This is a genomic window from Arthrobacter sp. UCD-GKA, from assembly GCF_001863355.1.
Lineage (GTDB): Bacteria > Actinomycetota > Actinomycetes > Actinomycetales > Micrococcaceae > Paeniglutamicibacter.
Genome location: NZ_MOLR01000007.1, coordinates 110,936 through 134,701 on the forward strand (window position 1 = coordinate 110,936; position 23,766 = coordinate 134,701).

At 66.1% G+C, this 23,766-nt stretch carries 24 protein-coding genes; 14 read left to right on the forward strand and 10 right to left on the reverse strand.

Annotated features, from left to right (window positions below):
• The first annotated feature begins 46 nt into the window (after positions 1 to 46).
• Positions 47 to 316: a GlsB/YeaQ/YmgE family stress response membrane protein gene (locus BLJ79_RS13585; RefSeq protein ID WP_071215296.1), complete on the forward strand. Its 270-nt coding sequence runs from the start codon at positions 47 to 49 to the stop codon at positions 314 to 316.
• A 15-nt stretch (positions 317 to 331) separates the two neighbouring features.
• On the opposite strand, the gene BLJ79_RS13590 is transcribed toward BLJ79_RS13585, so the two are convergent.
• On the reverse strand, positions 332 to 1,141 hold the full coding sequence (locus BLJ79_RS13590) for a molybdopterin-dependent oxidoreductase (protein WP_071215297.1): 810 nt from the start codon (positions 1,139 to 1,141) through the stop codon (positions 332 to 334).
• Positions 1,142 to 1,601: 460 nt separating this feature from the next.
• Here BLJ79_RS13590 and BLJ79_RS13595 point away from each other — a divergent pair, with 460 nt between their 5' ends.
• The 3 genes from BLJ79_RS13595 (at position 1,602) to BLJ79_RS22945 (ending at position 3,335) form a co-directional block, all read left to right on the forward strand.
• Entirely contained in the window at positions 1,602 to 2,720 is a 1,119-nt protein-coding gene (locus BLJ79_RS13595) for a hypothetical protein (protein ID WP_071215298.1), read from the forward strand.
• 84 nt (positions 2,721 to 2,804) lie between these two features.
• Complete coding sequence (locus BLJ79_RS13600) at positions 2,805 to 3,053, forward strand: DUF4235 domain-containing protein (RefSeq protein ID WP_286135406.1); 249 nt, start codon at positions 2,805 to 2,807, stop codon at positions 3,051 to 3,053.
• Positions 3,054 to 3,116: 63 nt separating this feature from the next.
• Complete coding sequence (locus BLJ79_RS22945) at positions 3,117 to 3,335, forward strand: hypothetical protein (protein ID WP_139194874.1); 219 nt, start codon at positions 3,117 to 3,119, stop codon at positions 3,333 to 3,335.
• Positions 3,336 to 3,453: 118 nt separating this feature from the next.
• On the opposite strand, the gene BLJ79_RS13605 is transcribed toward BLJ79_RS22945, so the two are convergent.
• From BLJ79_RS13605 to BLJ79_RS13620, 4 genes are all read right to left on the reverse strand, one after another.
• Complete coding sequence (locus BLJ79_RS13605; protein ID WP_071215300.1) at positions 3,454 to 3,936, reverse strand: DUF421 domain-containing protein; 483 nt, start codon at positions 3,934 to 3,936, stop codon at positions 3,454 to 3,456.
• A complete protein-coding gene (locus BLJ79_RS13610) occupies positions 3,936 to 4,484 on the reverse strand; it encodes a hypothetical protein (protein WP_071215301.1) in 549 nt (182 codons plus the stop codon). Before BLJ79_RS13610 ends, BLJ79_RS13605 begins: the two co-directional genes overlap by 1 nt.
• Before the next feature lie 653 nt (positions 4,485 to 5,137).
• Positions 5,138 to 6,136, reverse strand: a complete 999-nt coding sequence (speB, locus tag BLJ79_RS13615) for an agmatinase (protein WP_071215302.1) — start codon at positions 6,134 to 6,136, stop codon at positions 5,138 to 5,140.
• Complete coding sequence (locus tag BLJ79_RS13620; protein ID WP_071215303.1) at positions 6,133 to 7,530, reverse strand: MFS transporter; 1,398 nt, start codon at positions 7,528 to 7,530, stop codon at positions 6,133 to 6,135. The genes speB and BLJ79_RS13620 overlap by 4 nt, the downstream gene beginning before the upstream one ends.
• Before the next feature lie 205 nt (positions 7,531 to 7,735).
• Here BLJ79_RS13620 and BLJ79_RS13625 point away from each other — a divergent pair, with 205 nt between their 5' ends.
• Complete coding sequence (locus BLJ79_RS13625; protein ID WP_071215304.1) at positions 7,736 to 9,250, forward strand: PucR family transcriptional regulator; 1,515 nt, start codon at positions 7,736 to 7,738, stop codon at positions 9,248 to 9,250.
• A gap of 52 nt (positions 9,251 to 9,302) precedes the next feature.
• On the opposite strand, the gene BLJ79_RS13630 is transcribed toward BLJ79_RS13625, so the two are convergent.
• Positions 9,303 to 10,283, reverse strand: a complete 981-nt coding sequence (locus tag BLJ79_RS13630) for a permease prefix domain 1-containing protein (RefSeq protein ID WP_071215306.1) — start codon at positions 10,281 to 10,283, stop codon at positions 9,303 to 9,305.
• Positions 10,280 to 10,642: a PadR family transcriptional regulator gene (locus tag BLJ79_RS13635; protein WP_071215307.1), complete on the reverse strand. Its 363-nt coding sequence runs from the start codon at positions 10,640 to 10,642 to the stop codon at positions 10,280 to 10,282. Before BLJ79_RS13635 ends, BLJ79_RS13630 begins: the two co-directional genes overlap by 4 nt.
• A 330-nt stretch (positions 10,643 to 10,972) precedes the next feature.
• Here BLJ79_RS13635 and BLJ79_RS13640 point away from each other — a divergent pair, with 330 nt between their 5' ends.
• Entirely contained in the window at positions 10,973 to 11,665 is a 693-nt protein-coding gene (locus BLJ79_RS13640; RefSeq protein WP_071215309.1) for a GTP pyrophosphokinase, read from the forward strand.
• 357 nt (positions 11,666 to 12,022) lie between these two features.
• Positions 12,023 to 12,892, forward strand: coding sequence for a VOC family protein (locus BLJ79_RS13645; protein ID WP_071215310.1), 870 nt, complete (start codon positions 12,023 to 12,025; stop codon positions 12,890 to 12,892).
• Between the two features lie 85 nt (positions 12,893 to 12,977).
• Here the strand turns inward: BLJ79_RS13645 and BLJ79_RS13650 are convergent, their stop codons facing one another.
• Positions 12,978 to 13,967 carry a GlxA family transcriptional regulator gene (locus BLJ79_RS13650; RefSeq protein ID WP_175475479.1) on the reverse strand — a complete coding sequence of 330 codons (990 nt, stop codon included), beginning with the start codon at positions 13,965 to 13,967 and terminating at the stop codon, positions 12,978 to 12,980.
• Between the two features lie 414 nt (positions 13,968 to 14,381).
• On the opposite strand from BLJ79_RS13650, the gene BLJ79_RS13655 reads away from it, so the two are divergent.
• Genes BLJ79_RS13655 through BLJ79_RS13665 form a run of 3 tightly spaced genes read left to right on the forward strand, consistent with a single transcriptional unit; the run spans position 14,382 to position 17,493 of the window.
• Positions 14,382 to 16,058 (forward strand): IS200/IS605 family element transposase accessory protein TnpB, encoded by a 1,677-nt coding sequence (locus tag BLJ79_RS13655; RefSeq protein ID WP_071215312.1) that lies wholly within the window; start codon positions 14,382 to 14,384, stop codon positions 16,056 to 16,058.
• Positions 16,036 to 16,689: an isochorismatase family protein gene (locus BLJ79_RS13660; protein WP_083411298.1), complete on the forward strand. Its 654-nt coding sequence runs from the start codon at positions 16,036 to 16,038 to the stop codon at positions 16,687 to 16,689. Before BLJ79_RS13655 ends, BLJ79_RS13660 begins: the two co-directional genes overlap by 23 nt.
• Before the next feature lie 9 nt (positions 16,690 to 16,698).
• Positions 16,699 to 17,493 (forward strand): CatB-related O-acetyltransferase, encoded by a 795-nt coding sequence (locus BLJ79_RS13665; protein ID WP_071215315.1) that lies wholly within the window; start codon positions 16,699 to 16,701, stop codon positions 17,491 to 17,493.
• 1,129 nt (positions 17,494 to 18,622) lie between these two features.
• Here BLJ79_RS13665 and BLJ79_RS13675 read toward each other — a convergent pair.
• A complete protein-coding gene (locus BLJ79_RS13675) occupies positions 18,623 to 19,057 on the reverse strand; it encodes an arsenate-mycothiol transferase ArsC (RefSeq protein ID WP_071215317.1) in 435 nt (144 codons plus the stop codon).
• Positions 19,054 to 19,446, reverse strand: a complete 393-nt coding sequence (locus tag BLJ79_RS13680) for an ArsR/SmtB family transcription factor (protein ID WP_083411299.1) — start codon at positions 19,444 to 19,446, stop codon at positions 19,054 to 19,056. Before BLJ79_RS13680 ends, BLJ79_RS13675 begins: the two co-directional genes overlap by 4 nt.
• Positions 19,447 to 19,562: 116 nt before the next feature.
• Between BLJ79_RS13680 and arsB the strand changes: the two genes are divergently transcribed.
• The 4 genes from arsB (at position 19,563) to BLJ79_RS13700 (ending at position 23,495) form a co-directional block, all read left to right on the forward strand.
• The gene (gene arsB / locus BLJ79_RS13685) at positions 19,563 to 20,654 is read left to right on the forward strand and encodes an ACR3 family arsenite efflux transporter (RefSeq protein WP_071215318.1); all 1,092 of its coding nucleotides are present in this window, start codon (positions 19,563 to 19,565) and stop codon (positions 20,652 to 20,654) included.
• Positions 20,651 to 21,067: an arsenate reductase ArsC gene (locus BLJ79_RS13690; RefSeq protein WP_071215319.1), complete on the forward strand. Its 417-nt coding sequence runs from the start codon at positions 20,651 to 20,653 to the stop codon at positions 21,065 to 21,067. Before arsB ends, BLJ79_RS13690 begins: the two co-directional genes overlap by 4 nt.
• Before the next feature lie 32 nt (positions 21,068 to 21,099).
• Positions 21,100 to 22,515, forward strand: coding sequence for an FAD-dependent oxidoreductase (locus BLJ79_RS13695; protein ID WP_071215320.1), 1,416 nt, complete (start codon positions 21,100 to 21,102; stop codon positions 22,513 to 22,515).
• Between the two features lie 146 nt (positions 22,516 to 22,661).
• Positions 22,662 to 23,495: an alpha/beta fold hydrolase gene (locus tag BLJ79_RS13700; protein WP_071215321.1), complete on the forward strand. Its 834-nt coding sequence runs from the start codon at positions 22,662 to 22,664 to the stop codon at positions 23,493 to 23,495.
• Positions 23,496 to 23,766: the final 271 nt, after the last annotated feature.

A 23,766-nucleotide genomic window follows, 5' to 3' on the forward strand; every position in this document is an offset into this window, starting at 1 on the left:
GCGGCGTTCCTGCCGCTGCGCCCAATGAATGGAAAGAGGAGAAATCATGGGTTTCATCGGATGGATCATTCTTGGATTGATCGTTGGCGCCATCGTCAAGATGGTTCTCCCCGGACGGGTGGGCGGCGGCTGGATCACCAGTCTGGTCCTCGGCGTCGTCGGGGCCATCTTGGGCGGCTGGATCGGGGACGCGCTCTTCAATGACGGTGAAATGAGTTTCTGGAGCCTCGGTTCCTGGCTGCTGGCCATTCTGGGCGGGCTCATCGTTGCCGGCGTCTACGGGGCCATCACCGGAAGGAACAGGACCGCCAGCTGATTTGCCGAATTCTTGTCAACGCACACCTGTGGCCCCGGTCCTTTGACCGGGGCCACAAACGTGGTCGGGGCGCCCCCATGGGGGAGTGCAGCCAGCCGCGCCCACACCTTCGAAGGGTCGTGGGGACACCGCCATTCCCGACGCTTCTGGTTTGCATCGATCAGGACCAGGTGACGCGGGCGATGCCAGCGGCTCTCGGACCACGCTGTGCCCGGACGCGGCCACCCGGTCAAGGGCGAAAGCATATTGGGCATTCACCCCGTCCGAGCCAACGCTTTCCTTCAGCGCCGCGGCCGCGGTGGCGGTGCACAACCGGGTGTTGCCGTCCATATGCGGGGTGCCGATGCCGGCCTTGCCGATGATGCCCAACGCATAGTATTCCTCCAGGAACAACTGGCCACTGGTGTAGAACGCGTGTCTCAGGGGCCCCTTGTCCCGCAGCAAGGATCGGCTGGCATCAACGATCCGCGACATGGCGGTTTCCCAGTCGGTTTCCACCAGTTCCCCGCCCTCGCACACCAGCGGCCGGGTCAGCCGATCTGGATTCGCCACCCCTTGCCAACCGGCAAGCAGCCCCTTGGGGCCAAGCCGCCCGTGGTTCACCCCGTCGTTGGAGCGGCCGCGCACGCCGAGCATTTTCCCGTCCCGGACCGCGATGTCCAATCCGCACCCGTTGGAACACAGCAGGCAGGCCGACTGCACCCAGGCCTGGACGTCCTGCTCGGCTACGCCTTCCGCCAGCAGCGAGTCCACTCGCACCGGCCACGGGGAGCCCGGGGCATAGGGCGTCCGGGAGCCCCAGACATCGGTGATTCTGTCGCTCATTTCGATATCCCTTGCAGCCTAGCGTTCGGGTCATGGCTGACACAATGTGGCCAGAGTATATCCGGGCACGGGGCCCAACAAGGAAATTGCACACCGGTCCGCCTTGCGGCTCCGGACCCGTTCGGCGACGAAGGGGGCCATGGCATTCGGGGCCCCGGGGAACCGGCTGCCGGCGCGCGAGATCGCGCCCGGATTGCCCCGGCCCGCGGCCGGCAACCGGGCCACGCATGTCCGGGTGCACCGGGGTGGTGCCGGGCTGCGCGGGCATGCAGAAGCCTTGGCGGCACGGAGCCGGAACAGTAGCGTGGGTTCCACGAATAATCCATGGGTGGAACCCGTACGGCAACAGGATCCCGGGAGGCACGACTTGTCATCGACACCGCGCAGGACGGACGACGGGAAGGCAGGAGGCAGCGTGCCGGAGGTGCCGGAGCGGCGTCGGCCGAGGCAAGCCAGCAGCATGCCCGGCGAAGCCGAGCGGAGAACCGTGATCGGGTTGATCGCCGATCCGGGGCTTCCGATATCCCTGGCCTTGGGACTGCGCGACTCCCTGCCCGGGCTGCTGGAAAGCGCGCTGGACCCGGAAACGGATTGGGAAGTGGACGTCAAGGAATTCTCGCTGCCGCTGGCCAAGCAGGGCGAAGTGGAGTTGAACGCCCACTCGCAGCAGCTGCGCGAGGCGAACCAGTGGGACTACCTGGTGTACCTCACCGACCTGCCGAAGTTTGAGGACGGCGAACCACTCGCCTCCAGCTTCAATGCAGGGTACGGTGCGGCGGTGATCGTGCTGCCGACGCTGGGCTTCGTGCGCCGCAAGCGCCTGGTCCGGGCAGTGGTACAGGTCCTGGCATCACTGCACGGGGTTGGCGACCCCTACCTTCGCGAGGACGGACGCGTCGACCTCAAGAGTGATCCGCTGTTGGTTGAACGCCGCATCGAGGCCCCGGAGGTCGATGACGATGCCTTCGAAACCGCCAAGGGCGCCAGGGGCCGGCTGCTGCTGCTCGTGGGCATGGTCCGAAGCAATCGGCCTTGGCATTTGGTGCCCCGGTTGTCCTCTGCCATGGCCGCGGCCCTGGCCACCGGCGCTTTCGGGGTCTTCTACACGAGCATCTGGTCCATGGCCGACTTCCTTTCGCCGCAACGCCTGGCAACCATCAGCCTGCTTTCGATCCTGATCATGGGTTCTTGGCTGGTGCTGCACAACGGGTTGTGGGAATCGCCGCTCGGGGCCAGCCATGCGCAGAAGCGGGTGGTGTACAACGTGGCCACGCTGATGACGATCTTCACCGCGATCCTGCTGATGTATCTGGCGCTTTTCGTGATCATCCTCGCCGGCTCCCTGGTCATCATCGATGCCCGTTTCCTGGCGGCCGAACTCGGGCACCCGGTGGGGTTCGGGGAGTACGTGAACCTTTCGTGGATGTCGGCGTCCCTGGGCACGGTCGCCGGGGCCGTCGGCTCGAGCCTGGACGACGAGGAAGCGGTTCGAAAGGCCACCTTCAGCCACCGGGAATATGAGCGCCGGAAGATCAGGCTGGACGAGGACGAACATAATGCGGCCGCCGAGGAAGACTAGGAGCCTGCGGGCGACCGGCCCGCGGAAGTTCCATCACCGGGCCGCATGGATTTTGACCAAGGAACACACCGAAGGAGAACAACCGTGAAATTGGCAGTGAAGATACTCGGAATGGCGGCCTCGATCGTGGCCGGACTGCTCGGAGCCAAGCTTGTGGGCAGCATCTGGAAGGGGGCCACCGGAGAAAATCCACCGACCCTTGCCAATCCGGACGTTCAGCAACGGGCCACCATCGGCAAGGTCCTGGCCTTCGCCGCCGTCTCCGGCGCGAGCGCCTCGATCATCCAGGCCGTCACCAAGCGTTGGGCCGGGAAGCTGGCCGACAAAGGCTAGCGCTCCACCGCCATCAGGCATGCGGCGCGCTACGGAAACCGCGCCAAGGAAAGGGGAACCACCATGAAAGAACACGGATTTGAAGAGCACGGCCAACCGGGGAAAGGTAGGTCGGGGCCAAAAGGCAACAAGGCGACCGAAAAATCCGCCACCGGGGCCACAGACGAAGTGCCGTCTTCCGAGGAAGAAATCAAGCCGGGGCTGAACCAAGACACCTCCACGGCTGGCCCATTCTCCTCCGAGCCGCCGGAGAAAGCGGGAGGGTCTGCGGCGCAGCGGTAGAGTCACCGGCGGTCCCGCTCGCCCGGGAGAGGAGGGGGCCGCCGGTTTCACGCGCCTCCGGCGATTGCGCCGGTGCCGGGTGCGAAAAAACCCACGCGGGGCTTGGGCGACGATATGCTCAGCCGGGTTCGGGCTCTTCCGGGGATCCATCCGAGGCCGCGCGGTCCTTGGCAAAGAACGAAATCCTGCCGTTCGGTTCGAGCACTGCCAAGTCGATGTCCGAGAAGTTCCGAAACCCCTGGCCGCGCGCGGCGGACATGAGGTCGTTCAAGCCCATCCGTTCGGCACGCAACGCCTTGGTGTCCGGGCGACCGTCGTGCAAGATGACCACCGGTGCCCCGTGGACCAGTCGGCTCAATTTGGGCCAACGCGCGTTTGCCCAACCCAACAGGACGGTCAGCAATGCCATGGTGCCAACGGCCATGATGCCCCCGGCCACGGAATGGTCTTCCTGGGTGATGCCCTGCTGCACGAGATCGCCCATGGTGATGAACAGCAGTAGTTCGAACGAGCTGAGTTCGCCCAGCGTGGAGCGCCCCACGGACCGGGTAATGAGCCAAAGCGCGATGAAAGTCACTGCAGCCCGAAGCACGATTTCCATTAGTACGCCTTCCAGAGCTTTAATTTCGTGGATGCCACCAGTTTTCCGTCGATGTAGACATGGGCATTCCCGCTTGCCAGCAGGACGCTGTCCTCGCTGACGGTTCCGTCAATGTCCAAGCGGAAGGCGTTTTCCTGCGGTGCATCGTAGTCGAGCACGAGCATGCTTCCGTCGCTGCTTTCCCCATCCGGAGCCGGGGAAATGCTGTACGTAGAAAAGGTATCAAGATAGTCCTGGTCGATTTTGACGGTGACCGGGCCGGAGATCTTCTCCGCGGTGCGCAATGTGAAGGTTATCTTCGCATCCATCCCGGCCCTGCTGGTTCGGGGCGCGGTGACAGTGAGTTCGTGGCCCGGGGCAACGCTCGTGGAGGTGGTTTCCATGCCGAAGACATTGCTGAGGGCTGCCAGGACAAACAGCGCCACGAGCGTCAAAAAGACCCGACGGCCAAGGCGGCCGGCCTTGTCATAGTCGGAATCAACCACATCGGAAAGTGTTGAGCCGTCGAGTGGATCCGCGCTTTCCGAGGGCTCGAAGTCCTTGTCCATGACTCATCCTAACCATGCCCCCACGATTGTGAAGATCAATGTGGAGGGGGTTGTTGCCGGTGGCCTCAGGGGAACCCCGTCCGACCGCAGATGTCCCCATGGAATGTTCCACGAAGGCGCGCGTCCAGGATCGTCAATCCAGGGGGCACCGTGCCGGCCCCGATGTCGCGGTGTCGTGGAACATTGCCGGTCATGGAATCGGGCAGGAAGTCATAGCGCGGGGCTGGGTAAACCGACGTAGTCCAGGTGAGACTGTCGATGATCTCTTAACATGTTTAAGTTGAGGCAACCGATTWCGGCTGGTTTCACATGCGGGCGACCATACACTCGGTGGCGCAAGCAACGGTGGTCAGATTCGGTGTGGGGAACGCCAATCTGCGCATGGCCCTCTAATTGAAACCACCAGCTGGCGGCCACTGACATGGACCATTGGCGGCATCGTGCGCAATGTTTGAGGCGGTGGAAAACGGCCTCTGAGGACAGGGCGTTGAGCTGCCGTTCGGCACTCAACGCTGATGGTCTTCGGCTTCCCGGGCCATCGTCGGGTCCCGAGCTGTTCCGGCTTCCTCGCCAAGTTGCCTTCGGCGCAAAAGTGGTCCGGCCCGGCCAACGAATGGGCCGTGGCCGGACCGCATGGGGCTCTGGTTTGTTTTCTAGACTGCCGCGACCTCTAGACGGTGGACGTTCTCGTTGGTCCGCAGACTGCCGGAGTTGACCATCAGGCCCATCATGTCGAAGACCACGGTCGCCGCGGCCAGCGAGGTGATGTCCGCGTGGTCGTAGGCCGGGGCGACCTCCACCACGTCGGCGCCGACGATATTGATGCCGTTGAGCCCGCGCAGCAGGCGCAGCAGCTCGCGGGAGTGCAGGCCGCCCATTTCGGGGGTTCCGGTGCCCGGGGCGAAGGCCGGGTCCAAGACATCGATGTCGACCGAGAGGTAGACAGGGGTGTTGCCCAGGCGCTCGCGCACCTTGGCGATGGCCGCCGGCACTCCAATGTCGTCGATGTCGGTGCTGCGGATGATCTGGAAGCCGAATTCGTGGTCCCGCAGGAAGTCGTCCTGGTCATAGACCGGGCCCCGGATGCCCACGTGCATCGACTTGTCCTCGATCAGCAGGCCCTCCTCGAAGGCCCTGCGGAACATGGTCCCGTGGGTGATCGGCTCGTCGAAGTAGGTGTCCCAGGTGTCCAGATGGGCGTCGAAGTGCAGCAGGGCCACCGGACCGTGGACCTTGTTGACGGCCCTCAGCATCGGCAGGGCAATGGTGTGGTCCCCGCCGACAGCGATGATCCTCTTGTCCTTGGCCATGAGGGGCAGGGCTTGCTCCTCGATCTGCTCCACGGCCTTGGTGATGTCATACGGTGTGCAGGCCACGTCGCCGGCGTCAACGACCTGGACGGCCTCGACCGGGGTGACATCGAGCTCCACGTGGTAACCCGGGCGCAGCAGGCGGGAGGCCTCGCGGACCGCGGCGGGGCCGAATCGGGCGCCGGGGCGGAAGGACGTGCCGCCGTCGAAGGGAACGCCAAGCACCGCGATGTCGTAGTCCGGGACGGCATCGATCTGCGGGAGTCTGGCGAAGGTGCCCAATCCGGCGAACCGGGGGACCTTGGTGGCTTCGACGGGGCCTATAGGCTGGTGCTTGCTCATACGAGGGTTCCTTCTGCTTTCGTTTCTTCGGTCGTTCCGTTGGTCTTGGTTTTCTTCTTGTTGCTGCCGCTGGAGATGTCTGCCAGCGAGCGGTTGGCGGTCTCCGGGGCCAGGATGAATGTGGCCACGAGTCCGATCAGGGAAATCCCGGCGCCGATCAGCAGGGCGCCCGAGGCGCCGAAGCTGATGATGGCCACCGGCATGAGATAGGTGCTTGCAGCGGAGCCCACGCGGCTGATCGCGGTGCCGAAGCCGACCGCGGTGGCCCGGATCTCGGTAGGGAACAGCTCGTTGGGGTACACGACCTCCAGGAAGCTGGAGGCACCCGAAGCCAGGGCGAAAATCGCCAGGGCGGTGAACAGCGTCTTCGGGCCAACCCCGGGGACGAAGGCCGGGGCCGCCAGCGCCACCACTATGATGCCGAAGGTCCACAACAGCAGCTTGCGCCGTCCGATGCGTTCGACCAGCCACAGGCCCGGGATGCCGCCGACGACAAACAGCAGGGAGATCAGCAGGGAACCGCCGTAGAGGTTCGCGTCCCCGTCCAGGCCGAAGGAGGCGAGCAGTTCCGGGGCGAAGGTGTAGACCGCGAAGAGCGGGATCACCTGGGCGGTCCAGAAGATGGAGACGAAAAGCGTGCGGCGCCAGAACTTCTTGTTGAAGATGTCGGTGAAGGTTGCCGCGCGCTTGCCGCTGGCTTCGTCCTCGCCGAGGGAATCTACGTCGTAGTCGTTGCCGTAGACCTTTTTGATCACGGTGCGGGCCTCGTCGACACGGCCGCGGGAGAGCAGCCACCGCGGGGACTCCGGGGTGCCGAGGCGGAAGAGCAGGGTGATCACGGCAAAGATCGCGGGGCTGGCAAGCATCCAGCGCCAGGCGTCCGGACCGAAGCCGCGCATCGCGTAGCCGACGGCGAAGGCCGCCGCGGCACCCACTGCCCAGACCACGAAGGTGGCCCCGAGCAGCCGGCCACGGTGCTTGCGGGGGAGGAACTCGGCCAGCAGCGAGGTGGCMATCGGGTAATCGGCGCCGATGGCCACGCCGAGCAGGAAGCGCCAGATCACCAACTGCCAGATGTCCGTGGAGAAGGCGCTGAGGATGGAGAAGGCAGCCAGGGCGAGCAGGTCCAGGATGTACATGGTGTGGCGGCCGACCTTGTCGGTCACCCAACCGAAGACCCCGCCGCCAAAGAAGATCCCGACCAGGCTGGCTGCGCCGACCATGCCGATTTCCTTGGGGCCCAGGTCCAAGGCCGGGGTCATGGTGATCAGCGCGATCCCGATGATGGACAGCGCGTAGCCGTCGATGAAGGGGCCGCCGGAGGAAAACACGGTCAGCTTCTTGTGGAACCGGGTCAGGGGCGCATCGTCAATGAGGCGAACGGAGGTGCTCATTGCGGGCTCTTTTCTCTCTAGGTGCCCGGGTGGCCCGGGCTGGTGTGTGGTGTGTTTCAATCATTCGTGATCGGCGTCACGGCGACAATCGACAAGTGTCAACTATCGCAGAGACGCACTAGACATTTGTATGAGAGATCACGTTTGATGGATTGGTGCCCGGCGGCAATGCGTTGGACGCCGGAAAGTGGAAGGGGAATGCCCAATGGCCATGACGGTCAAGGAACTGCTGGACGAGCCGCAACTGGGTCTGCGGCTGCTGGCCGGCGCTGACGGGCTGGGGCATCCGATCACCTGGTCCCACACCTCGGACCTGCCCCAGCTCTGGGAATGGGTCTCGCCCGGAGTGCTGCTGATGACCAACGGGCTCTCGATCCCCGCCGAGCCGGAGGCGCAGGTCCATTTGGCCAGATCGCTGGTGGCGGCCGGAGCGGTCGCCTTGGCGGTGGGCGAGAAGATGCATGCCCCGGAGTTCTCCGGTCAATTGCTCGCGGCCTGCGATGATCTTCCGCTTCCCTTGGTTTCCGTTCCCTACCCGTTGCCCTTCATGGCCATTTCACGGTCCATTGCCGAAGCGAGCCTGCTCGAGGAATCACGGCGGATCAAGCAAACCGCCCGCATCTACGACCTGCTGCGCAAGGCGACCACGCCGGGGGAAACCTGGAGCCAGCTGCTGGCCGGGATCGGCAAGGAAATCCGCGCCCGGCTCTACGTGGTGGATGACCGCTGCCAGCATCCCTGGCAACCCGGCGACGCCGCCCTTCCCGAGGACGTGTTGGTGCGGGTGCAGAAGGTCACCTCCGAATCCACGGCGGAGACCCGGCACTTCCTGTGGAGTTCCGAGGGGGCGGCTTCGCTGTTGATCATGGAAATTCCCACCCATCCGCATGCGCTGCTGGTGATCCTGCCCGATGACCAAGTGCAGCCGGACGGGGTGGTGTTGCTGCACTCGGCCACCGTACTGGGGCTGGGCCTCTCGCGTTCAGCCCTGGCGATGGAAAGCCGCTACCGCTCCGGCGGCGAATTCCTGCTGCAGTCCTTCGAGGGCCGCATCGGGGCGGCCGAGGCCGCCCGCCGCCTCGAGGAATTCGGGTTTCCGGACGGCGACCTCCGCCTAGTTTCGGTCCCGGCCCAGGCGGAGGCCGGCTTGCCCCAGGTCCACAGTGCGCTGTGGCGCCACGGCATCAACAGCGTCTGCGTGGCGGGCGAGGGAAAATTGCATCTGATGGTGTCCGAAAAATGCCCGGAGGACCTGCTGCTGCACGTCTTTGATCCCTCGCTGCCCATGGGCCTGAGCACCCCCGTGGGTATCGAGGCGATCCAGCGCGGATTGCGCGAATCCTTGTGGGCGCTGGGTCAGGCGACTGCCCGAGCCGTGCGCCTGGTTGGGTACTCGGAGGACGCTCCGTGGTTCGGGCTGGGCGGCCATCGCGATGGCGCGGAGCTGGTGGAGCGGCTGCTGGGTCCGGTGATCGAGCATGACCGGCTCAATGGAACGGATTTCATGGCCACGCTGCGCAGCTACCTGGACAACCAGCGCTCGGCCCAGAGGGTCGCCGCGCTGCTTTTTGTCCACCGGCAAACCATCATCTACCGCATCCGCAAGATCAGCGAACTCACCGGCCTTGACGTGGCCGAAACCTCTGCGGTTGCCCAGCTGTGGCTGGCGTTCCAGGTGCACGAGGCCATGGGCCCGGGGGAGCGTGTAGCGCGCGGGTGAAACAACGTCGTGTTTTCTCACCCAATATCGGTGGCTGCCGGGAGCCGTCGGATTATCCGAAGTTGTCGACGTGTTTGGCGCGCGCCGCGGTGTCGATGCGGACCTTGCGCAGCGGGTCGATCAAGTTCCAGGCGAGCACGCCGGCGGTGATCACGATGACCGACACATTCAGGTGCAAGGCCGCATCCGCCCAACCGTGCCCAACCAACTCGGTGACAAAACGGGGTTCCAGCAGCGTGTTGGCGGCTGCAAGCCAGATCAGGGGCACGGCAACAGCCAGTTCCAGGACGGTGCTGATGGCCACGAAGCGCCACGACCAGCCGCCGGCCCTGTAGCGGAATATCTCCAGCACTGCCGTGGCCAGCAGCCCTGCCATCAGCAACGGGATCCACACGGGCCAAAGCTCCACGTTGAGCGTCGGGATGGATTCCCCGTCCGCACCCGTGAAGGGAGAACTGAAGTGTTGCCACGGCAGGTAGAGAACTCCGACGAGTGCCACGAGGACCGCTGCCAGGGTGTCACCCAGGCGAAGCCCGCCGGGAGGTGTGTCAGGAAGCGTCGACGGGTCCCATTTGGCACGTATTTGCTTGGAATCGGGACTGCGCTCGATGATCGCAAAGATGATGGTGGTCCAGAAGAAGATGTGCATGGCGACACCGATCGCCGCGATGATGCCGCCGCTGACGATTTCGCCCGCGTCGCCTCCGGAGAGGAAGCTGCCAAGCATCACCGCGACGCCGATGACCGGCAGCACCGTTGCCGCCAGGATCTTGAGCAGGCGGATGTAGGCGGGGAAGTGGTCGGGGCCGATGAGATGCAACGGCTTGTTCGAATAGTCCGCCGCCAGGCGCATGGGATCCCCGAGCTCCAGCAGGACCTCGCGCTCGGCATCCTCCGGAGTGCTCCCGGCCGCCAGGCGTGCCTCTCTCAGGTCCTCGATGGCGGCCGCGACTTCTGCCTCCACGTCCGCGCGCTGGGATTCCGGTACGGAGCGGGACACCGCCGTGATGTAACGGTTGGATAGGGTGCTCATGGCAATTCCTTGAGGGGTGGGTTCGATTTTTCGGAACGCAATGCGTTCAGGGACTTCGCCAAGTGGTTCCACTCGGCTTCAAGGGCACCAAGCAGGCTCCGCCCGGCATCGCTGGTCTTGTACATCTTGCGGGGGCGGGACTCGGTGGTGTCCCACTCGGCGTCCAACAAGCCCTGCTTTTCCAACCGGCGCAGCAATGGGTAGAGGGTGTTGGCATCGACGCTCAGCCCCGATTCCTCCAACACCGCCAGCAGGCCGTAGCCGTAGCCCGGTGTTTCGAGCGTGGCCAGCGCTGCCATCACCACGGTGCCGCGGCGCAGCTCCTGCTGGTGACCGGCCAGGACTTCATCATCGATCATGGTTCACACGATACTGTGTCACACACACTATTGTCTAGAGACACTTCTCGCGGGTTTGCCCTGGGTCGACGGCCGTGTGCGATGCCCATCATCGACGAAAACCATGGCAGGCCTCCCGGCGACCCCGGCAATGCTGGTCTTGCCCGGGTCTTGGGCTCCGGAAGCGGATCCGCAGCCTGCGAGAGGCGCGTGTCTTGGTGGCCAGTTCCATGGGATGGCCATAACCAACAGGTTCCGGTGGCCTAGGCTTCATGGGAGGGAAGTGTTTGGTTGCCAAGGCCAGCAGGCGACGAAGTCGCATGCACCACGGCACGATCAGGAGACGAGTATATGAGTGGGTCCAACGAGTGGTTCGACAGCGTGGATCCGGAGACCATCCAACGCATGGCAGACAGCAAGAACCTGCGCGACGGATTCGCCCGGTTCATGCTCAACTACCAGTTCGCCATGGACGAGATCATGACCAAGATCAACATCCTCAAGACCGAGTTCGAGCATCTGCATGACTACAGTCCGATCGAGCACGTCAGCGCCCGCCTGAAATCGCCCGAAAGCCTACTCTCAAAGGCCAGGCGTCGCGATCTGCCGTTGAGCTTCGAGACGCTAAGCGAGAACGTGCTTGATGTCGCGGGGGTGCGCATTGTCTGCAGCTTCATCTCCGACGCCTACTGGGTTGCCAAGATGATCACCTCGCAGCCGGACATCACGGTGGTGACGGTCAAGGACTACATTGAGGAACCCAAGCCGAACGGCTACAAGAGCCTCCACATCATCGTCAAGGTCCCGATCTTCCTCTCTGAGTCGGTGCAGAACATCCATGTTGAACTGCAGATCCGCACCGTGGCCATGGACTTCTGGGCCAGTCTTGAACACAAGATCTACTACAAGTACGACAAGGAAGTTCCTGCGGAATTGCTCGCGGAGCTCAAGGAAGCCGCCGGCGTTGCCGACCGACTCGACTCTACAATGGAGCGCATCCACAACGAGGTGCACACAGGCGCTTCCGGAAGCGCCGAAAAGTAGGCTCCTTCTGCCATCGACACCACACGGGGGCCTCAGAAGTTCGGGGTTGGATTTCTGTGCGATGACATAGTGAGGGGGCCACGGCGCTCCACCCATTGAAAATGGGGMGGCTCCTCGGAGGGGAGCAACATGAGGACTATTCGATTCCTCGAAGGGTGCAATTTTTGCCAGGTAGCGGAGATATTTTTCGTGGCGCTGCCATTTCTTTCCCCTTGGGGGCACGCTGCTGGCGAGCGCTGACGGTTGGATCTCGTGGTAGGTGACGGAAGGAACTCTCTTATTGGTTGTAGCTTCAAGTAAAACGTGCAATACTTGAGGCAAGCACAATCCACCGCCTCATTCCAAGGAGTCACCACCATGGCCATCACCACACAAGACCAGCTGTCCGCCGAACTGGCCATGGGCACCGTCATGCTCAAGGTCGGGGACATGAAGAAGATGAGCAACTACTACCAGAAGGCCCTGGGCCTCGAAGTACTCTCCGAAGGCCCCACCGGCACCGGCCTGGGCCGCCGCGGACTCGAGCTTGTCCACCTGGCCGACGGCAAGGGCCTGGACCTCCCGGGCCGCGGCGAGGCCGGGCTTTTCCACACCGCGCTGCTCTTCGACACCCAGTCGGACCTGGCCGCCACCGTGCTCTCCGCCGCCCAGTTCGACGGCTCGCTGTTCACCGGCAGTTCCGACCACCTGGTCTCGGAGGCCTTCTACTTCAACGACCCCGAGGGCAACGGCATCGAGCTCTACTGGGACCGCCCGCGCGAGACCTGGACCTGGAACGGGGACACCGTGGCCATGGACACCCTCCACCTTGACCCGAACAACTACCTCAACAAGCACGTCAACGAGACGGCCGTCTCCGGACTTGTCCAGGCCAACGCCGGCATCGGCCACGTTCACCTGCAGGTCGGCGACGTCGCCACCGCCGAGACGTTCTATGTCGACACCCTGGGATTCGCCAAGACCACCGGCTTCCACGGCCAGGCCCTGTTCGTTTCGGCCGGCGGCTACCACCACCACATGGCCATGAACGTGTGGAACTCCCGCGGCGCGGGCCCCCGCAAGGACACCCTGGGCCTGGGCGAGGTCGTCATTACCGTGCCCAACGCCGACGAGGTCGGCGCGCTGGCCGACCGCCTCAAGGTTGCAGGGATCTCCAGCCACCACACGGGCGCCGAGCTGCGCTTCGAGGATCCGTGGCGCAACCAGCTGCGCGTGTCCGTCGGCTAGCAACAACGGTTCCCTTGCAGGGCGGGCCGGGGATGTCGCATTTTCGCGGCGTCCCCGGCCCGCCCTGCGTGGTTCCGGGGCATGGTCAGGTTCCGTGGGTATACCTCCGGCCGGGCTGCAGCCTCGGTGCCACGTGCCCCATGGTCGCCCGGTAGGTGCTGGGCGGGAGATTGAAGTGTGCGGTGAAATGCTGGCGCAAGTGTTCGCCGCCGCCGAACCCCGAAAGGTGCGCAATGCGCTCGATGGTGAGCGCCGTGGTTTCCAACAAGGCCCTGGCTTCCTGGAGCCGGATGAGAGTGACCCATCGGCCCGGCGCCAGCCCCATGGTTTCCTTGAAGCGCCGGTGAAAGGTCCGGGTGGACATGTTCGATGTACTGGCCAGTTCGGCGACGCTCCAGTCGTGGGCCGGATCATCCTGGATCGAACCGGCAAGGGCGGCAAAGGGATGGACCGCGGACCTGGTGGGAGCCGGGGCGAATTGCGCCTGGCTGCCCTGTCGGCGCGGCGGAGTGACCATCGACCTGGCGATGATGTCGGCCGTTGCCGCGCCGTCGATCGCATCCACCGCCGCAATCAGCGCATCCACCCCCGCGCTGACGCCGGCCGAGGTCCAGATGTTTCCGTCGCGCACGTACAGCCCGTGGGGTGAACCGATGATCTGCGGGAAGCGGGACGCCAACAGCTCGGTGTACCGCCAGTGGGTGGCGGCACGCCTCCCCTCGAGCAGCCCGGCCTCCGCCAGCACGAAGGCACCGGTGCACAGGCCGATCACGGCAGCCGGCTCCTCGGCGGCGCGCTCCCGCAGCCACTCGAGTTCTTCGGGCCCGATCCGCCCCAGCCGGTCTTCCGAGCCGGGAACCACGATGATGTCCGGTCGCCTGGCGGGCTCGCGCATGCGGAGGCAGGCCACCGGCAGTCCTGAATCGGTGGCAACCTGGCTTGAGGCTCCCACGATGGACACGTCGAATCGGCTCGAGGTCATTTCCGGGCGCCGGCTGAAGACCTCTTGTGCGATGGCAAGGTCGTACAGGCGCATGCCGGGGTAGGCCAGGATATCCACGTGAAAAATGCGCATGGCAGGATTCTGGGGGTACATGGCATTTGCGCCACTGTTTGCCACGCGGCATCTCGGGTTGGCTTGAGTCATGAGCGAAACATTCGAGATTTCCCACGCCGCACTTGTCCTTGTCGATGTCCAGGAGGGGTTCCCAACAGTTGGCCCGGGAATGCGTTTGCGTACGAATGAATGCCTTCGGGTGCGGCGTTGTCCACGTCCGTGGGCCAGCCCAAGCCTGGAAGTCCCCGCCCTGCTGGCTGCCGGTGGTGCGGCGGCGGTGTCGGCCCCGCACTGTTCCCACGGGTGGGAACGTGGCCGCTGCGGGACGTCCCGCCCCGCGTGCCAACTGCCGACAGGGTTGGGAGCGTCCTGTTGTCCACATCCCCGCCCGGTAGGCACCAAAGCGTCGGTGGCGGGGCGGATGATTGAGGCATGGACACACCCATCCAGCCATCCGAGGCACCCGCCGGGCGGGATCCTGCCCGCAATGCCGGTGGGCTGCGGAGGATCGTGGTCCCGTTCGTGGTCGCCCCGCCGGCCGGGGTGCGGATCCGCACCCGGCTGCGCCCCACCGACACCGAGGCAGCAGCGCTCACCACGATCGGCGAACACCTGGGGCACCTGTACCGCACCGACCTGGCCGGCCGCGTGGCCTTGGGCCGGGTCCCTGCAGCCCAGCGGGCCCGCACCGAACGCAAGCGGAACCTCACCGCCGTATCGTCTTCCCGGTGGGCGGGTGCCATCACCCGGGCCGCCGAGGACCAATACCAGCTAGGCATGCGCGCGCTGGTGGCGGAGGTCTCGCACCTGCGGGCCGCCACCGCGGCCCTGCACCGCCGGATCGCGGTGCCCGCCGGCCCGAAGGACGGGAAGAACCGCGGCTACCGGAGCGAGTCGGAGCGGTTCCAGAAAACCCGCCGCCTGTCCCAGCTGCAGGAACGCCTTGAGGCGGCGCAGACGGCGCTGGCCGCGGGCCGCCCGTCGATCTCGGTGGGCGGGAGACGCCTGTGGAAGACCCGCAACCACCTCGGCGAAGCCGGCCTCACCCGGGTGCAGTGGGAAGAACGGTGGGCCGCCTCGCGGATGTTCCTGACCGCGGACGGGGAATCCGGTTCAATTGGCGGCAACCAAACCATCCGGCTGACCGCTGCCGGGACCGGGCTGCCCGGGAAACTGTCCGTGAAGGTTCCCACCCCGTTGGTCCCGGCCTTGGGTGACCGCCTGGTGCTGTCGGTCCCGGTCGCGTTCGCCCACCGCGGTGAGGAGTGGACGGACCGGGTCGCCTCACGCCGGTGCATCCGTTACGACATCGGCTTCGACCCCGAGAAAGGGCGCTGGTACCTGGATGCTTCCTGGTCATATGGTGATTTGCAGGTCTTGCCGCTCGAGGCGTTGCAGTCCTCCGGGGTGGTGGGCGTGGACCTGAATGCCGACCACCTGGCGGCCTGCCGGCTGGATGCCTCCGGCAACCCGGTCGGCCAGCCAATCACGATCCCGCTGGAGCTGGCCGGGCTGAACGCGGGCGCGCGGGATGGGCGGCTGCGGTCGGCAATCACCACCCTGCTGGATCTGGCCCGGGACACCGGGGCTGCAGCGATCGCCATCGAGAACCTCGACTTCGAGGATTCACGCAGCACAGGCCGGGAGACCATGGGCCGCGGGGCGCGCGGCAAGCGCTTTCGGCGCACCGTGCACGGGATCCCGACCGGGAAATTCCGGGACCGGCTGGTGGGAATGGCCGCCAACCGCGGGATCCACGTGATCGCCGTGGACCCCGCCTACACATCCAAATGGGGCGGCCAGCACTGGCACAAACCCCTGCAAGCAGCTTCCGGTGGGACGGTGACGCGGCACCACGCCGCATCCGTGGCCATCGGCAGGCGCGCCCTCGGATGCAGGATTAGGCGACGGGAGGACGGTCCCCGCACCCGACAGTGGACGGGTGCGGGCAAACCCAGTCCCAGGCCCAATCAAGCATCCAAGGGTGCGGCCACCGGCACAGGCCCAGTTCGCCCGGCGGCCACGAGCCGCCCGGGCCCGCCGGGAACCGGCCGGCGGCAGGCTCCCAAGACCGTCCGGGGAGCCAGTGCGTCGCCAAGACGCACTTAAAAAGGAACGGTTCCGGGATCCTTCTTGGGGACGCTCCGCCAACTTCTCCGCGGCCCTGGCGAATATTGCCGCGCTCGGGCAAGCCTGGGAGGCGCGCGGCCTACCCGTGGTGAAGGTCCGCCATGACAGCGTCCATCCGCTATCGACCTTGCGCGCCGGCTCCCTCGGTAACCGGTTCATGGCCGAGGTGCTCGAGCTGCGAGAAGACCTGCTGGTCACCAAGACGGTGAACTCGTCGTTTCTCGGGACGCCGGACCTGGCACGCTGGCTGCGCTCCCGCAGACTGGGAACGATTGTCGTGGCGGGAATCCAGACAAACCTGTGCGTGGAAACCACCGCGCGAATGGGCGGAAACCTGGGATTCGACGTGTTGKTTCCCCTGGATGCAACAACCACCTTCGACCTGGAGGGGCCGGCTCTCACAGGCGGTCCGCCCCTTCGTCTCACGGCGGAGGAACTCATGACCGCAACGGCGGTGAACCTCCACGGGGACGGCTTTGCCAGGGTCACCGACACCGCGGACATTCTCAAGCACCTGGCCGGCAAACCCGTGCGGGAAGTTGCGCCGGCAACACCGACGGCCATGGTCTTGCCAGCAAACGCCAACGAAACCACCGGGTTCGGTGGCTAAGGTCGTACGATGCAATTGCGCCTTAGAGAACTTCGCCCGCACCTGGTTTCGAGCCGGATATTCCTGATGGGTCCCGGGGCCAAGACGATCGAGAGGACCGGGGCCAGCTACGGCGAGGACAGCCTGATCAAGTTCGATGCTGACCTGAGATTGGAGCCCTACGCCACCTATTGGGCGGGAAGCGGCCGGCACCTGGTGGGCCTGGGTTCCTTCTCCTACACCCACTCGCGGCTCCCGCTCTCGACGCGGGTGGGCCGCTACACCTCCATTGCCAAGGGCGTGAAGGTCATGGGGGCGATGCATCCGCACGAATGGGCCTCCACCAGCCCGGTTTTCTACAACCGCCGGCTTATGATGGAAACCTTCGAACGGGACCGGGGAGAAACTCCCGCCTACCGGAAGTTCGACTATGCACCCGACCCCGTGGTGGTCGGAAACGACGTGTGGATCGGGGAGAACGTCACGTTGGGCCACGGCGTGCACATCGGCGACGGGGCAGTGGTTGCCTCCAACTCGGTGGTCACCCGCGATGTGCCGCCCTACGCGGTGGTGGCCGGGGTGCCCGCCAAGATCATCCGGCAACGCTTCGATGAACAGACCGCCAACGATTTGGTGCGCAGCGCCTGGTGGGACTATTCGCCGACCGCGCTGAACCAGCTCGATGTCCGCAATCCCGCGGAGTTCGCCCGCGGCGCCATCGGCCTCATCGAGGCCGGGGCCATCGAGCCCTACCGCCCGGCCGTCCTCACCGGCCGCGAGCTGGCCGCGGCCGTCGCCTCCTCGTTTGACCACGCCGCATCCTGAGCGTTTCACGGACAGGGCGCGCTGGAATTGACCCGGTTGCCATCCATCGCCCGCCGATTCCGGCAGCCGCACGACACGGAAACGACGGGCGAATGCGTGGTTCCACGGATGCGCCAACGCCGCCGACGGCGCACCATGAATCCAGGAGTCGATGACCGGCACCATGCACTCGTGGTTCGGTCCGAACGGAGGAATCATGCAAACGGGAAATCCACTTGGCGGTGTCGCCGGGACCGGCTACCTTGCCCTCGCCGCGGGGGTGATCGGTGTGGCAACCGCAGCGGCGCTGGGAATGATGTATGGCACGGAAATCTCGAGGCCCGGCCCGAAGATCTTTGGGCCGGCCAGCGACCTGCTGGGCGGGCTGTCCAACCTGTGCGTTGCCGGCGTGTTCATCCGCCTGCAGCGCGCCGTGTCCGACTCCCGCCGTGCGATCCCGGGCATGGCCGTCGTCGTGGTGTTGTTGGCGGCGGGTGCTGTTTCCTCGTTCCTGCTCGTGGCGGGCGTGCTCGACTTCGTACCCGCCACGATCGCGGCGATAGTGGCGCTCGCGGCGCAGGCCCTGTGGTTGGTGGCCATCTGCACGCGGTTGCGCCGCGGTGGCGCCATCCCACCCCGGCTGGGGCGCGGCGGCAAGGCCGTCGGTGCCGGCTTCCTCGCCGGGTGCTTCATCGTCGCTGCCGGCCTGCTGGCACCGGCAGGGTGGCCGCAGTGGACGGTTTTTGCCGTCGGCGGTGTGGTCGGGCTCACCGGCTGGGTCGGCATGCCCGTATGGTTCGTCCTTCTCGGGCGGCATCTGGTCGCTAGGTGTACGTGCGGCCGGCCCCCTGGCCCCTGCGCCCGGCGGGCCCCGAACCGCGTAGCGTCGACGGGGTGTCCACGGGCGGCGCCCCGCTTCCGGAGTATCCTCACCGGGCGCACCGGCCCGTTGGTCCTGGTCTCGACCGATGGATACCGAAATCGCCTGCATTCCGTACAAGCGCAACTCCCTCGGGCGGGTTCCGTCGCCTTAAAAGGTGCTCCGGGATGCGCATCTCAAGACGCAGCGCGCCGCCCGGACGTGGCAGGCGTCCCGGGCGGCACGTTGTCGGCCTGCCCGGGGGGTCCGGGCCAAGCGAGGCGCGAGGGTCTAGCGGGAATCCAGAAGGCGGTGCTTGAGTTCCTTGATGCGTGCGTGGATGTCATCGCGGATAAGTTCCATGCGCTCCCGGCCCTCGATCCCGCGCAGGGAAGGCTCGTCGGTTTCCCAGACCTCGACCTGGACGCCGTCAACGGCCGGAACGTTGGCCTCGGTGCCCAGGACCACCACGTGCCCGGCGGCCCGCATGTTCTCTTCGGTCAACGCCTTGGGCTTTTCATTGCCGATGTCGACGCCGACCTCCAACAGGACCTCGGCCGTGAGCGGGTTGATGGCTGTTCCGGGCTTGGTGCCGGCAGAGGTGGCGGTGATGTCGTCGCCCGCCTCGAGTTTCATGAGGCCAGCGGCCATCTGCGATTTCCCGCCGTTCTTGACGCACACGAACAGGACGGCGGGGCGCCCGGGCCGCGATGGCGCGGAGCTCATCGGCTGGCCTTCGGGCTGAGCGTTGCCGCCAGCGAGTCCAGCGCGCCGGGGACCAACGAGTAGTACGCCCAGACGCCGCGCTTTTCGCGGGTCAGCAGCCCGGCCTCCACCATGATCTTCAGGTGGTGGGAGACCGTGGGCTGGCCCAGGTTCAACGGCTCGGACAAGTCGCAGACACAGGTCTCGGCCTCCGGAGAGGAGGAGACGATCGAGAGGATGCGCAGCCGGTTGGGGTCGGCGAGCGCCTTGAAGCGCGCCGCCAGGGCCTCGGCCTCGCCGGCCAGCAATGACTCCTGCCCGTGGGAAGGAACGCAGCACGGGGCTTCGGTTTCCTGCACGGGATCCGCGGGGGAGTCCCGACGCACTGGGGTGGCAACCGGTGTGGGCATGTGCCTTGCCTCGCTTTCCTGGGCTCCCGGACGGGAGATTGACAATCGTCGATATATGCAAGGATACTCGATACATCGACACTCGTCGATGCCTATGCCTTTTGGAGTGAACCCGCGTGACGCCCAATGCCCCGCCCGCCGAGACCCGGCACCTGAGCGCCAAGCTCTCCACCCTGGACCGCTACCTGGCCGTCTGGATCCTGGCGGCCATGGCCCTCGGGCTGGTGCTGGGCCGGGTCATTCCCTCGCTGGGCGCGGCCCTGGACTCCATCCAGGTCGCCGGCATCTCCCTGCCCATCGCCCTGGGCCTGCTGGTGATGATGTACCCGGTGCTAGCCAAGGTCCGCTACAACGAGACCGGCGCCGTGCTCAGCGACAAAAAACTCATGGTCACCTCGCTGGTGATCAACTGGGTGCTAGCCCCGGCCTTCATGTTCGTGCTCGCCTGGATCTTCCTGGCCGACCTGCCCGAGTACCGCACGGGGCTGATCATCGTCGGGCTCGCCCGCTGCATCGCCATGGTCTTCATCTGGAACGACCTGGCCTGCGGGGACCGCGAGGCCGCCGCCGTGCTGGTCGCCATCAACTCCGTCTTCCAGGTCTTCGCCTTCGGCGCCCTRGGCTGGTTCTACCTCCAGCTACTCCCGTCCTGGCTGGGACTGCCCACCACCAGCGCCGAATTCTCCATCTGGACCATTACGCTTTCGGTCCTCGTGTTCCTGGGCATCCCGCTGGTGGCCGGGTACCTCACCCGGACCTTCGGCGAGAAGGCCAGGGGCCGCGAATGGTACGAGGACAGGTTCCTGCCCAAGATCGGCCCCTGGGCGCTCTACGGCCTGCTGTTCACCATCGTGCTGCTCTTCGCCCTGCAGGGCGACAACATCATCGCCAAGCCCCTGGACGTCGTGCGCATCGCGCTGCCGCTGCTGGTCTACTTCCTGGTGGTCTTCGGCGCCTCGATGCTCATCGGCCGCGCCCTGCGCATGGGCTATGCCCGCACCACCACGCTGGCGTTCACCGCGGCCAGCAACAACTTCGAACTGGCCATCGCCGTGGCCATCGCAACCTTCGGGGTCACCAGCGGCCAGGCCCTGGCCGGGGTCGTCGGCCCGCTGATCGAGGTGCCGCTGCTGGTGGCCCTGGTCTACGTCGCGCTCTGGTCCCGCAAGTTCTTCGACTCCTTCAACCCCGCAAAGGTGCAAGCATGAACACCGCCGCCAAGCCCTCCGTCCTGTTTGTCTGCGTCCACAACGCCGGACGCTCCCAAATGGCCGCGGCCTTCCTGGCCAACCTTTCGGCCGGGCAGATCGAGGTCCGCTCCGCAGGCTCCGCCCCGGCGGACACCGTGAACCCTGCGGCCGTCGCGGCCATGGGCGAGGTGGGCATCGACATGGCGGGCGAAACCCCGAAGATCCTCACCACCGAGGCCGTGAAGGAATCGGACGTGGTCATCACCATGGGCTGCGGGGACACCTGCCCGATCTTCCCGGGCAAGCGCTACGAGGACTGGGTTCTGGAGGATCCCGCGGGCCGGGGCGTTGAAGCCGTGCGCCCGATCCGCGACGAGATCCGCGCGCGCATCGAGACCCTGATCTCCGAACTGCTGCCCGCCACCAGGTAACACCCCCTCGACCCCCCCAGGAGCGGAAGACCATGAACCAGAGCCACCCGATCATCGTCATCGGCGCCGGACCCATCGGGCTGGCCGCCGCGGCGCACCTGCTCGAACGCGGCCAGGACGTGCGCGTCCTCGAGGCCGGAAGCGGTGCCGGTGCCGCCATCCGCAGCTGGGGGCACATCCGGCTCTTCTCCACCTGGCGCTGGAACATCGACGCCGCCGCCCGCCGGCTGCTCGAAACACCCACCAACGGCTACGCCGGCGGCTGGGAAGCACCTCGCGAAACCCGCCTCCCAACGGGTTCCGAGATGGTGGCCGAGTACCTCGAGCCGCTGGCGGCCCACCCTGCTATGGCCCCGCGCATCAGCTACGGGCACCGGGTCACCCGGGTCACCCGCGTCCGGCCGGATGGCAACTCCGTGGACAAGGCCCGGTCGCAGGACCGGGCGGAGTCCGCCTTCCTGCTGCGCACCGCGACCGCCCGGGGACTTGTGGACATCCAGGCCCGGGCCGTCATCGACGCCTCGGGCACCGGGGGGACCCCGAGCCCGGTCGGCCGCTGCGGCATCGAGGCCATCGGCGAGGCGGACGCCCGGGCCATGGGCATCGTCACCTCCCCGCTGCCGGATCCGCTGGGAGCCGGCCGCGAACACTTTGCCGGAAAGACCGTCCTGGTGCTCGGTGCCGGGCATTCGGCGGCCAACACCCTGATCAGCCTGGGCCGGTTGCGCCAGCACCACCCCGACACCCGCATCCTGTGGGGCCTGCGCGGGGCGGCCAACCCGATCCGCCTGTACGGAGGAGGACCGGCGGACCAGTTGCCGGCCCGCGGACAGCTGGGCACCTCGCTGCGCCGCTGCGTGGAGAACGGCGACATCACCATCGTTGAAAACCTCGCCGTCACCACCCTGGAACGCGGGGAGAAACTCGGCGTGGTGCTCGCCGATGGCCGTCGGCTGGAGGCGGACCTGCTGGTCCCGGCCACCGGCTTCCGTCCCGAGCTGGGGATGCTCTCGGAGTTGCGCCTGGACATGGACCAGGTTGTGGAGGCCCCGCGCCAGCTTGGCCCGCTGATCGATCCGGAGTTCCATAGCTGCGGCACCGTTTCCGCCCACGGCGCGTCCGTGCTGGCCCATTCGGAAACCGACTTCTACATCGCCGGGATGAAGAGCTACGGCCGGGCCCCGACCTTCCTGCTGGCCACCGGCTACGAGCAGGTCCGCTCCATCGCCGCCGCCCTGGCCGGGGACCGCGCCGCAGCCCAGGCCGTGGAACTGGAGCTGCCGGACACCGGGGTGTGTTCCACCGACCTGGCCGGCTCCTGCGACGCACCGGCAGCCGGCGCCCCCGAGCCTGTGGCGGGGTCCTGTTGCGGCACCCCCGAACCGGTAAAGATCGGCTTCGCCACCGGCACCCTGCACGGCCACACCGAGATGCTCGTCGAGCGGTAAGGCAGGGCTCGCCCACGTCCGGGGACCCGGGAGGGGAGCGGCGGGCGGTGCGGCGGCGTCCTTGCCAAGCAGCACCCCGCCTGCATAGCGTGGAAAGCAGTGCGGCGTTGCGCCGCGCGCCCTGGCACGGTGAAAGGAAGATCCCCATGGGAACCATCAGCGTAGGAACCGAGAACAGCAAGCCGATCGAACTCCACTACGAGGACCACGGCAGCGGCCAGCCGGTGGTGCTGATCCACGGCTATCCGCTGGATGGCACCTCGTGGGAGAAGCAGACCGCGGCCCTGCTGGAGGCCGGCTACCGGGTCATCACCTATGACCGCCGCGGCTTCGGCAAGAGTTCCAAGCCCACCGACGGCTACGACTACGACACCTTTGCCGCCGACCTGCACGCCGTGATGGAAGCCATTGACGTGTACGACGCGGTGCTGGTGGGCTTCTCCATGGGCACCGGGGAGGTGGCCCGCTACCTGGCGAACCACGGCTCGGCGCGGGTGGCCAAGGCGGTGTTCCTCGGTTCCCTGGAACCGTTCCTGCTGCAGACCGCGGACAACCCCGAGGGACTGCCCGCCTCGACCTTCGAACCCCTGCTCGAGGCCGTGAAGGCCGACCGATACGCTTTTTTCACCGAGTTCTTCAAGAACTTCTTCAACACCGATCAGTTCCTGGGCAACCGGCTGAGCCCGGAGGCGCTGGAAGCCAACAAGCATGTGGCCTATGCGGCCTCGCCCTTTGCCTCGGTCGCCGCCCAGCCGACCTGGCTGACCGACTTCCGCGAGGATGTTGCCGCGATCAAGGTGCCGACGCTGATCGTGCACGGCACCGCGGACCGGATCCTGCCGATCGAAAACACCGCACGCCGCTTCGCCAAGGCCCTTCCCGCCGCGCAGTTCCACGAGATCGAAGGGGCGCCGCACGGCATGCTCTGGACCCATGCCGAGGAGGTCAACCGGATCCTGCTGGCCTTCCTGAAGGGCTAGGACCCTTTACCGACTCGCATTCTTGTCTTGTCCTCCCGCCCGGCGATGCCCGACACCGGGCAGTTCCATGGCCCGCGGCGCGGCTTCCCAACACCCGTTTGGTCTCCCTGCCCGCGACGGAAGCCGACCCGAAGGTCCGATCCGGCGGCGGGAAGCCGTGGACCGGCCACCAGGCGGTTTTCTTGCACCATTCCTGTTGCAGTCCTGTTCCTTTTGTGCGGGTTCCTTGCCCGTAGGTTGAGATTCAACTGCAACAGTGGGGCAAGGGCAG

What these genes read in the sequence shown, in the direction of transcription:
- speB (WP_071215302.1), bottom strand. Translation starts at nt 6,136, where the DNA reads ATGAGCAAGCACCAGCCTATAGGCCCCGTCGAAGCCACCAAGGTCCCC.
- BLJ79_RS13695 (WP_071215320.1), top strand. Translation starts at nt 21,100, where the DNA reads ATGAACCAGAGCCACCCGATCATCGTCATCGGCGCCGGACCCATCGGG.
- BLJ79_RS13595 (WP_071215298.1), top strand. Translation starts at nt 1,602, where the DNA reads ATGCCCGGCGAAGCCGAGCGGAGAACCGTGATCGGGTTGATCGCCGAT.
- BLJ79_RS13605 (WP_071215300.1), bottom strand. Translation starts at nt 3,936, where the DNA reads ATGGAAATCGTGCTTCGGGCTGCAGTGACTTTCATCGCGCTTTGGCTC.
- BLJ79_RS13665 (WP_071215315.1), top strand. Translation starts at nt 16,699, where the DNA reads ATGCAATTGCGCCTTAGAGAACTTCGCCCGCACCTGGTTTCGAGCCGG.
- BLJ79_RS13655 (WP_071215312.1), top strand. Translation starts at nt 14,382, where the DNA reads ATGGACACACCCATCCAGCCATCCGAGGCACCCGCCGGGCGGGATCCT.
- BLJ79_RS13610 (WP_071215301.1), bottom strand. Translation starts at nt 4,484, where the DNA reads ATGGACAAGGACTTCGAGCCCTCGGAAAGCGCGGATCCACTCGACGGC.
- BLJ79_RS13585 (WP_071215296.1), top strand. Translation starts at nt 47, where the DNA reads ATGGGTTTCATCGGATGGATCATTCTTGGATTGATCGTTGGCGCCATC.
- BLJ79_RS13635 (WP_071215307.1), bottom strand. Translation starts at nt 10,642, where the DNA reads ATGATCGATGATGAAGTCCTGGCCGGTCACCAGCAGGAGCTGCGCCGC.
- BLJ79_RS13630 (WP_071215306.1), bottom strand. Translation starts at nt 10,283, where the DNA reads ATGAGCACCCTATCCAACCGTTACATCACGGCGGTGTCCCGCTCCGTA.
- BLJ79_RS13700 (WP_071215321.1), top strand. Translation starts at nt 22,662, where the DNA reads ATGGGAACCATCAGCGTAGGAACCGAGAACAGCAAGCCGATCGAACTC.
- BLJ79_RS13690 (WP_071215319.1), top strand. Translation starts at nt 20,651, where the DNA reads ATGAACACCGCCGCCAAGCCCTCCGTCCTGTTTGTCTGCGTCCACAAC.
- BLJ79_RS22945 (WP_139194874.1), top strand. Translation starts at nt 3,117, where the DNA reads ATGAAAGAACACGGATTTGAAGAGCACGGCCAACCGGGGAAAGGTAGG.
- BLJ79_RS13645 (WP_071215310.1), top strand. Translation starts at nt 12,023, where the DNA reads ATGGCCATCACCACACAAGACCAGCTGTCCGCCGAACTGGCCATGGGC.
- BLJ79_RS13680 (WP_083411299.1), bottom strand. Translation starts at nt 19,446, where the DNA reads ATGCCCACACCGGTTGCCACCCCAGTGCGTCGGGACTCCCCCGCGGAT.
- BLJ79_RS13625 (WP_071215304.1), top strand. Translation starts at nt 7,736, where the DNA reads ATGGCCATGACGGTCAAGGAACTGCTGGACGAGCCGCAACTGGGTCTG.
- BLJ79_RS13590 (WP_071215297.1), bottom strand. Translation starts at nt 1,141, where the DNA reads ATGAGCGACAGAATCACCGATGTCTGGGGCTCCCGGACGCCCTATGCC.
- BLJ79_RS13640 (WP_071215309.1), top strand. Translation starts at nt 10,973, where the DNA reads ATGAGTGGGTCCAACGAGTGGTTCGACAGCGTGGATCCGGAGACCATC.
- BLJ79_RS13675 (WP_071215317.1), bottom strand. Translation starts at nt 19,057, where the DNA reads ATGAGCTCCGCGCCATCGCGGCCCGGGCGCCCCGCCGTCCTGTTCGTG.
- BLJ79_RS13650 (WP_175475479.1), bottom strand. Translation starts at nt 13,967, where the DNA reads ATGCGCATTTTTCACGTGGATATCCTGGCCTACCCCGGCATGCGCCTG.